This is a genomic window from Microbacterium sp., assembly GCF_049661145.1.
GTDB lineage: Bacteria > Actinomycetota > Actinomycetes > Actinomycetales > Microbacteriaceae > Microbacterium.
Genome location: NZ_JBASZT010000286.1, coordinates 1 through 6629, shown reverse-complemented (window position 1 = coordinate 6629; position 6629 = coordinate 1). Strand labels below are relative to the sequence as shown.

The window sequence follows — 6629 nt, the reverse complement described above, 5'->3', positions numbered from 1 at the left end:
GGGTACCGCGCGCCGCAATGGGGAAGAAGCAACGGCCGCGCCGCGCGCGACGCTTCGCGATCGGCGGACTGTCGACGGCGGGAGCGGCGGCACTCGTGGCCGGGCTCGTGCTCACCGATGTGGTGGGCCTCGCCGGATGGCGCGGGGGAGCGGATGCCGCCGCGGCGGCCGTCCTGGAAGAGGCGAGCGCCGCCGCGATCACGAGCGTCGATCCGGTGCTTCAGCCAGGGCAGTACCTACGGGTCAACACGCGCGCGGTATACATGTCCAGCGGCGGGATCGGCGATGTCGTGGCGTCGTATCAGTACCTCGCCGACGACACGCTCTACCGGCCGGCAGACCCTGCTGCCGACTGGGTGTGGGAACGGGGGCCGCAGTCGGTGTACACCATCTTCGGGCCGGAGTCCGAGCAGCTGGCCGATGCCTGGTCGCGTGCGATGCGTGAATCGGATTCGTTCGAGACCGGCGACCTGCTGCGCGCTCCGGGCGGAGCGTTCTACGGCGGCAGTGCGGGGGCGGGCTTCGACGATCTCGATGGGCTGCCGCGTGACCCCTATCGACTGCTCAACTACATCTACCGCGTCAACGGGACATCCGGCCCGTCGCCCGACACCGAGGCGCTCGTGTTCATCGCCGACCGGCTGCGGATCGGTGCGGTACCCGCCGACCTACGGGCGGCGTTCTACCAGGCCGCGGCGATGATCCCGGGCGTCACGTTCGTTGACGATCAGGCGACTCTCGACGGCCGCACCGGCGTCGCGATCGGTCGTGTCGAAGACGCCTGGGGCATACGGATGGAGATCATCATCGATCCCGCGACCGGGGAGTTCATCGGGGAGCGTGAGGTCGCCGCGCGCGATCTTGAGGACTATGGCGAGACCTTCCCGGCCGGGACGATCCTGTCGTGGACCGCCGTCACGACGACCGTCGTCGACGCCGCACCGGCCGGCGGCACGCCGTACGGCAAGATGACGCCGGACGGCGAGGGGGAGGTGACGCCGAAGTGACCTGGCGCGTAGGTTGCTGAGGAGATGACGGATGCTGAGGAGCAATTCGCGGCATCCGGTCCTCAGAATCCTGCAATCTCCTCAGGAACCTGCACAGACGTACGGACCGACCGGCTTCGCGCGCGGCTTAGCCCAGGTGCGACCGGTCGGTCAGGATGATCGGGCCCTCTTCGGTGATGGCGATCGTGTGCTCGGAATGCGCGCCGCGCGAACCGTCGACGCTGCGCAGGGTCCAGCCGTCGGGGTCGGTGACGAGCTCATCGGTCGTCTGCAGGAACCACGGCTCGATCGCGATCACCAGGCCGGGGCGCAGCGGGTAGCCTCGGCCGGGCTTGCCGTCGTTGGGCACGTGCGGGTCGCCGTGCATCGTGTGGCCGACGCCGTGGCCGCCGAAGTCGGTGTTGATCGACAGTCCCTCGGCGTGGGCGACCTGTGAGATCGCATGCGAGATGTCGCCGATGCGGTTTCCGACGACGGCGGCGCTGATCGCGGCGTCCAGCGCACGCTCGGTCGTGTCGATGAGGGCGAGGTCCTCGTCACGCGGCGTCCCCACGACGAAGGAGACGGCCGAATCGGCGACCCACCCGTCCACCGCGACGGCGAAATCGAGCGTCACGAGGTCGCCGTCGCGCACCGCGTAGTCATGAGGCAGGCCATGCAGGACGGCATCGTTGACCGATGTGCAGATGACCTTCCCGAAGGGGCTCGCGCCGAACGACGGGTGGTAATCGATGTAGCAGGACTCGGCCCCCGCTCGCCGGATCAGCTCGTGCGCGTGCCGGTCGATCGCGAGCAGGTTGGTGCCCACCTTCGTCTCCGCTCGCAGCGTCGCAAGCGTCTCCGCCACGAACCGTCCCGCGGGTCGCATCTCCTCGATCTCGACGGGGGTGCGCAGCTCGATCATCGTGATCCTTTCGTCAGCATCCATTCTCTCTGACCGGCGTAGCATCGAAGGTATGTGGCCCAGACGCGTGTTCTTCCGGTGGTTGATCCCGGCGGCGTTCGTGCTGCCGTTGTGGTTGCTCATCGGCTGGATCGCGTTCGGCGCGAACCCGTGGGCGCTGCTGTGGGTCATCGTGTCTGCACCCATCGTGCTCGTCTGGCAGGTGGTGCTCACCCTGCTCGTGCGCGCGCGGGGCACGGTTCGCGCATTCCGCGCCGTGTCGTGGCTCGACCTTGGCGTCATCGGCGCTTGGCATGTGATGGTGGTGGCACTCGGAGTGTTCGACGGCCGCTGGTGGTGGCCCGTGCTCGGTTTAACGGTCGCGGTCGGGATCGCCGCGATGTGGACATCTCTGTCACAGCTGTGGCGCGAGGCGCTGCCCGCCCCGACGCTGCTGCGCACTCCCGAGGGTGTCGGCTACGTCCCCGCCCCGCGCCCGGAGCATCCTCGTCAGCCGGTCGACGACGAGATCATCGTCATCCGCGAGACGCCGCCGCCGGCGGCCTGACCTGGCGGGTGCGTCGCGTTTTGCGACGCGAGCCGTCCATGGCAGAATGGATGTTTGTGCCCTGAGCAGGCTCTGCCTCAGGGGAGCACGGCGCCGGTGACGGATGCCGAGGGCACCCACCCATCCTTTCCAGAACACTCGCGGTCGACCTGTGGCGGCTGCAGGAAGTGAAGATCATGCAGATCCTCGACGCCGTCGACGCAGCATCGCTGCGCAGCGACATCCCCGCTTTCGCCCCCGGCGACACCGTGAAGGTGCACGTCAACATCACCGAGGGCAACCGCTCCCGCATCCAGGTCTTCCAGGGCGTCGTCCTCGGCCGCTCCGGCGACGGCGTGCGCGAGACGTTCACCGTCCGCAAGATCAGCTTCCAGGTGGGTGTCGAGCGCACGTTCCCCGTGCACAGCCCGGTGATCGACCACATCGAGGTCGTCACCCGAGGCGACGTGCGCCGCGCCAAGCTGTACTACCTGCGCAACCTCCGTGGCAAGAAGGCCAAGATCAAGGAGAAGCGCGACAACTGATCGCTTCGAGAGGATGCCCCGGGTCTGCGATCCGGGGCATCCGCTTTCTCCGGGTGCTCCCCGGATGCGTGGCGCGACGCTGAACCCGCCCACGATGTGCGACCCTTGTTGAGCGGCAGACCGACCGGCGCGCCGACGAGAAAGACGCTGCATGAGCTCCGACCACCCGACCGCCGACTCCGGACCGCTCGTCCCATCCCGAGCGGTCGTCCCACGGCGCAGAAGGTTCTGGTTCCTCGTGCGCGACGTTCTCGTGATCGTCGTGATCGCGATCGTCGTGTCGCTGGTCATCAAGACCTTCCTGGTGCGCTCGTTCTACATCCCGTCTGGCTCGATGGAGCAGACGCTGCATGTGAAGGACCGGATCCTCGTCGACGAGTTGACCCCTCGGTTCACCGGGTACGAGCGCGGCGACGTCGTCGTGTTCCGCGATCCGGGCGGGTGGCTGGCCGTGGATACGTCGGCATCTCGTCCGTCGGCGCTCGTCCAGGTGGGGGACTGGCTGCTGTCACTTGTCGGCATCACGGCATCCGACAGCGACGAGCACCTCATCAAACGCATCATCGGGCTTCCCGGTGACCATGTCGTGTGCTGCAACGCGCTCGGGCAGATCACCGTCAACGACACCCCCATCGACGAGACGTCGTATCTGAATCTGGCGACGGGACAGAGTGCTCCGCAACCCGTTCCTTTCGATGTCACCGTGCCTGCCGCTTCGCTGTGGGTCCTCGGCGACAATCGTGACCATTCCCGTGACTCGCGGTACAACGTGGAACAGCCTTCGCGCGGATTCGTGCCGCTGGACAACGTCGTCGGACGTGCGTTCCTGATCACGTGGCCGCTGAACCGGTTCGGCACGATCGACGGACACCACGATGTGTTCGCCGGTGTACCTGCCGCGGCCCCGGCGTCGGCCGCGCAATGACGGTCGTGGCGCCCCGGCTGACCGTCGAACGGCGGTTGCTGCGTGAGCATGCGCTCGTTATCGCTTGCGACGAGGTCGGGCGCGGTGCGCTAGCGGGGCCGGTCGCCGTCGGTGCCGTGGTGATGGATGCCGCCGGCGCGCGTCGCCGCATCCCAGACGGGCTGCGCGACTCGAAACTCGTTGCGGAGCACCACCGGCATGCGGTCGCGGCCCGCGCCGGTGCCTGGGTCGGCGCATCGGCGGTCGGCTGGGCCGGCGCCGGCGAGATCGACGAGGTCGGCATCATCCGGGCGCTGGGGCTCGCGGCGCTACGAGCCATCGCCGAGTTGCGGGCGCAGGGAGTCGTGCCCGAGGACGCGGTCGTGATCCTCGACGGCAATCACGACTACATCACGCCAGCCGGCGGGGCGGGGTTGCGGGTGCAGCCGATCGTCAAAGCCGATCGGGACTGCGCATCGGCGGCGGCCGCGTCCGTCCTCGCGAAAGTCGCGCGCGACGACCTCATGACGCAGCTGCACGATGAGCACCCCGTGTACGTGTGGGCACGCAACAAGGGGTACGCCAGTCTTGAGCATCGCAACGCCATCCGCTCCCAGGGTCTCAGTCCGTATCATCGGGCGTCGTGGGCGATCGCGGACGCTCCCACGCTGTTCTGACTGCGAGGTCCAGGTCCCCGCATAGGATGGGAGGACCATGGACGACGAGGGCTTTGACGATTACGACCGTGAACTCGAGTTGGCGCTGTACAAGGAGTACCGGGACGTCGTCTCGCAGTTCGCCTACGTCATCGAGACCGAACGGCGCTTCTATCTCGCCAATGACGTCAATGTCGTACGGCGTGACACCGAGCACGACTTCTACTTCGAGATCTCGATGACCGATGTATGGGTCTGGGACATCTACCGCGCGGATCGGTTCGTCAAGTCGGTGCGCGTGCTGACGTTCAAGGACGTCAATGTCGAGGAGCTCCAGCGTCGCGACTTCGAGCTGCCCGAGGAGTTGGCGCTGGACTCCTGAGCCTTCATCGCTCGCTGTTCGCGCTTTCATCGTTCTCTCCACAGGCGGCACTTTCGCCAAGTTGTCCACGGATGCCGTGAACTCGCCGCATCCAGCACCTGATCGCGCGGCACCATGGCGTCATGGCAGACAAGGACGTGCGGGGACGCGCGGGTGAGGACAGGGCGGCGAGATATCTCGCCGACCGCGGCTTCGACATCGTCGACCGCAACTGGCGATGCCGCGCCGGTGAGCTCGACATCGTGGCGACGCAGGGCGACGAGCTCATCGCCGTCGAGGTGAAGACCCGCCGGACCGAGGCGTTCGGGCACCCGTTCGAGGCGGTGGACGCCCGAAAGCGCGACCGCGTATGGCGGGTGGCGTGCGCATGGGCTGCAGCGCATCCGGACCACTCGCGGTACCGGCGGCTGCGGATCGACGTCATCGGCGTGACGGGCGAGGACCCCGCGACCGCCGCCATCGAGCACCTCGTGGACCTGCGATGACGATCGGCCGCACGTGGGGCGTCGTGCTGACGGGATTGCAGGGGGACCTCGTCGAGGTCGAGGCCGACCTGTCGAACCAGACACCCGGGTTCTTCATCATCGGACTGGCGGACAAGGCCGTGGGCGAAGCGCACCAGCGTGTCCACAATGCGAGCGCGAACAGCGGACTTCCCCTGTCGCGGCGCCGCTTGACGGTCAACCTCTCACCGGCGAACCTGCCCAAGCAGGGCTCGGGACTCGACGTCGCGATCGCGATCGCCGCACTCGCGACGGAGCTGAAGCTGGATGCCGACGCGCTCGCGCGCACGGTCCATATCGGCGAACTGGGACTCGATGGGCGGTTGCGCCCGGTGCCCGGAGTCCTGCCGGCGGTCGCCGCGGCGGCGCGTGCCGGAATGCGACGGGTCGTCGTGCCGTACGCCAATCGGCGTGAGGCGGAGCTCGTGTCGGGGGTGACGGTATTCGCCGCCATCACGCTGCGCGACGTGGCGCGTCATCACGGACTCGACGTCGAAGGGATCGCCGCCGACCCGGTGCCGGGCGCGACCGTTGCGGTGGCGGCATCCGACGACGACCTCGATCTCGTCGACGTCATCGGACAGGCCGACGCGGTGGACGCCATGATCGTAGCCGCTGCGGGCGGCCATCACGTCATGATGAGCGGACCGCCGGGTGCGGGCAAGACGATGCTTGCGCGTCGACTCCCCGGCATCCTTCCCGACCTCGACGACGATGCGGCGATCCAGGCCGCATCGCTGCGGTCGCTGTCTGGTCTGCCCGTCGATGAGCTGCGGCGCACTCCGCCGTTCGAGGCCCCGCATCACAGCGCGAGCGTCGCGGCGCTGGTCGGCGGGGGCAGCCGGACCGTCCGGCCTGGAGCGATCGCGCGCGCCAGCGGGGGCGTGCTGTTCCTCGACGAGGCGGGGGAGTACGGGGCTCATGCTCTCGACGCGCTGCGCCAGCCGCTGGAGTCCGGCACCATCGAGATCCACCGGGCGGGTTTTCGCGCGACCTTTCCGGCGCGGTTCCAACTCGTGCTGGCGACGAACCCGTGTCCGTGCGGCAACTACGGCGTACCGGGGGCGGAGTGCACGTGCCCGTCGCTGGCGATCCGGCGTTACCTCGGCAAGCTCTCCGGTCCGCTGCTGGACCGGATCGACATCGAACTGTCGATGCGGCGCGTCGCCGTCGCGCGTGCCCGCGACGCCGCACCGGCCGCG

9 protein-coding genes are annotated in these 6629 nt (G+C 68.3%); 8 read left to right on the top strand and 1 reads right to left on the bottom strand.

Features of this window, described 5'->3' with window-relative positions; translation table 11 throughout:
• Positions 1-1007 (top strand): CU044_5270 family protein (locus WBP48_RS12245; RefSeq protein WP_424440811.1); only part of this gene is annotated, 1007 nt, incomplete at its 5' end.
• 127 nt (positions 1008-1134) lie between these two features.
• Here the strand turns inward: WBP48_RS12245 and map are convergent.
• Positions 1135-1911 (bottom strand): type I methionyl aminopeptidase, encoded by a 777-nt coding sequence (gene map / locus WBP48_RS12240; RefSeq protein WP_424440809.1) that lies wholly within the window; start codon positions 1909-1911, stop codon positions 1135-1137.
• Between the two features lie 52 nt (positions 1912-1963).
• Here map and WBP48_RS12235 point away from each other — a divergent pair, with 52 nt between their 5' ends.
• The 7 genes from WBP48_RS12235 to WBP48_RS12205 form a co-directional block, all read left to right on the top strand.
• The gene (locus WBP48_RS12235) at positions 1964-2458 is read left to right on the top strand and encodes an MFS transporter permease (RefSeq protein WP_424440807.1); all 495 of its coding nucleotides are present in this window, start codon (positions 1964-1966) and stop codon (positions 2456-2458) included.
• A 176-nt stretch (positions 2459-2634) separates the two neighbouring features.
• Complete coding sequence (gene rplS / locus WBP48_RS12230; protein WP_424440813.1) at positions 2635-2982, top strand: 50S ribosomal protein L19; 348 nt, start codon at positions 2635-2637, stop codon at positions 2980-2982.
• A 151-nt stretch (positions 2983-3133) separates the two neighbouring features.
• The gene (lepB, locus tag WBP48_RS12225) at positions 3134-3907 is read left to right on the top strand and encodes a signal peptidase I (RefSeq protein WP_424440805.1); all 774 of its coding nucleotides are present in this window, start codon (positions 3134-3136) and stop codon (positions 3905-3907) included.
• Positions 3904-4563, top strand: a complete 660-nt coding sequence (locus tag WBP48_RS12220) for a ribonuclease HII (RefSeq protein WP_424440803.1) — start codon at positions 3904-3906, stop codon at positions 4561-4563. Before lepB ends, WBP48_RS12220 begins: the two co-directional genes overlap by 4 nt.
• A gap of 37 nt (positions 4564-4600) precedes the next feature.
• Positions 4601-4924: a DUF2469 family protein gene (locus WBP48_RS12215; RefSeq protein WP_424440801.1), complete on the top strand. Its 324-nt coding sequence runs from the start codon at positions 4601-4603 to the stop codon at positions 4922-4924.
• A 122-nt stretch (positions 4925-5046) separates the two neighbouring features.
• The gene (locus WBP48_RS12210) at positions 5047-5409 is read left to right on the top strand and encodes a YraN family protein (protein WP_424440799.1); all 363 of its coding nucleotides are present in this window, start codon (positions 5047-5049) and stop codon (positions 5407-5409) included.
• Positions 5406-6629, top strand: a 1224-nt coding sequence (locus WBP48_RS12205; protein ID WP_424440797.1) for a YifB family Mg chelatase-like AAA ATPase, incomplete at its 3' end; no start/stop codon positions are given. The genes WBP48_RS12210 and WBP48_RS12205, both read left to right, overlap by 4 nt.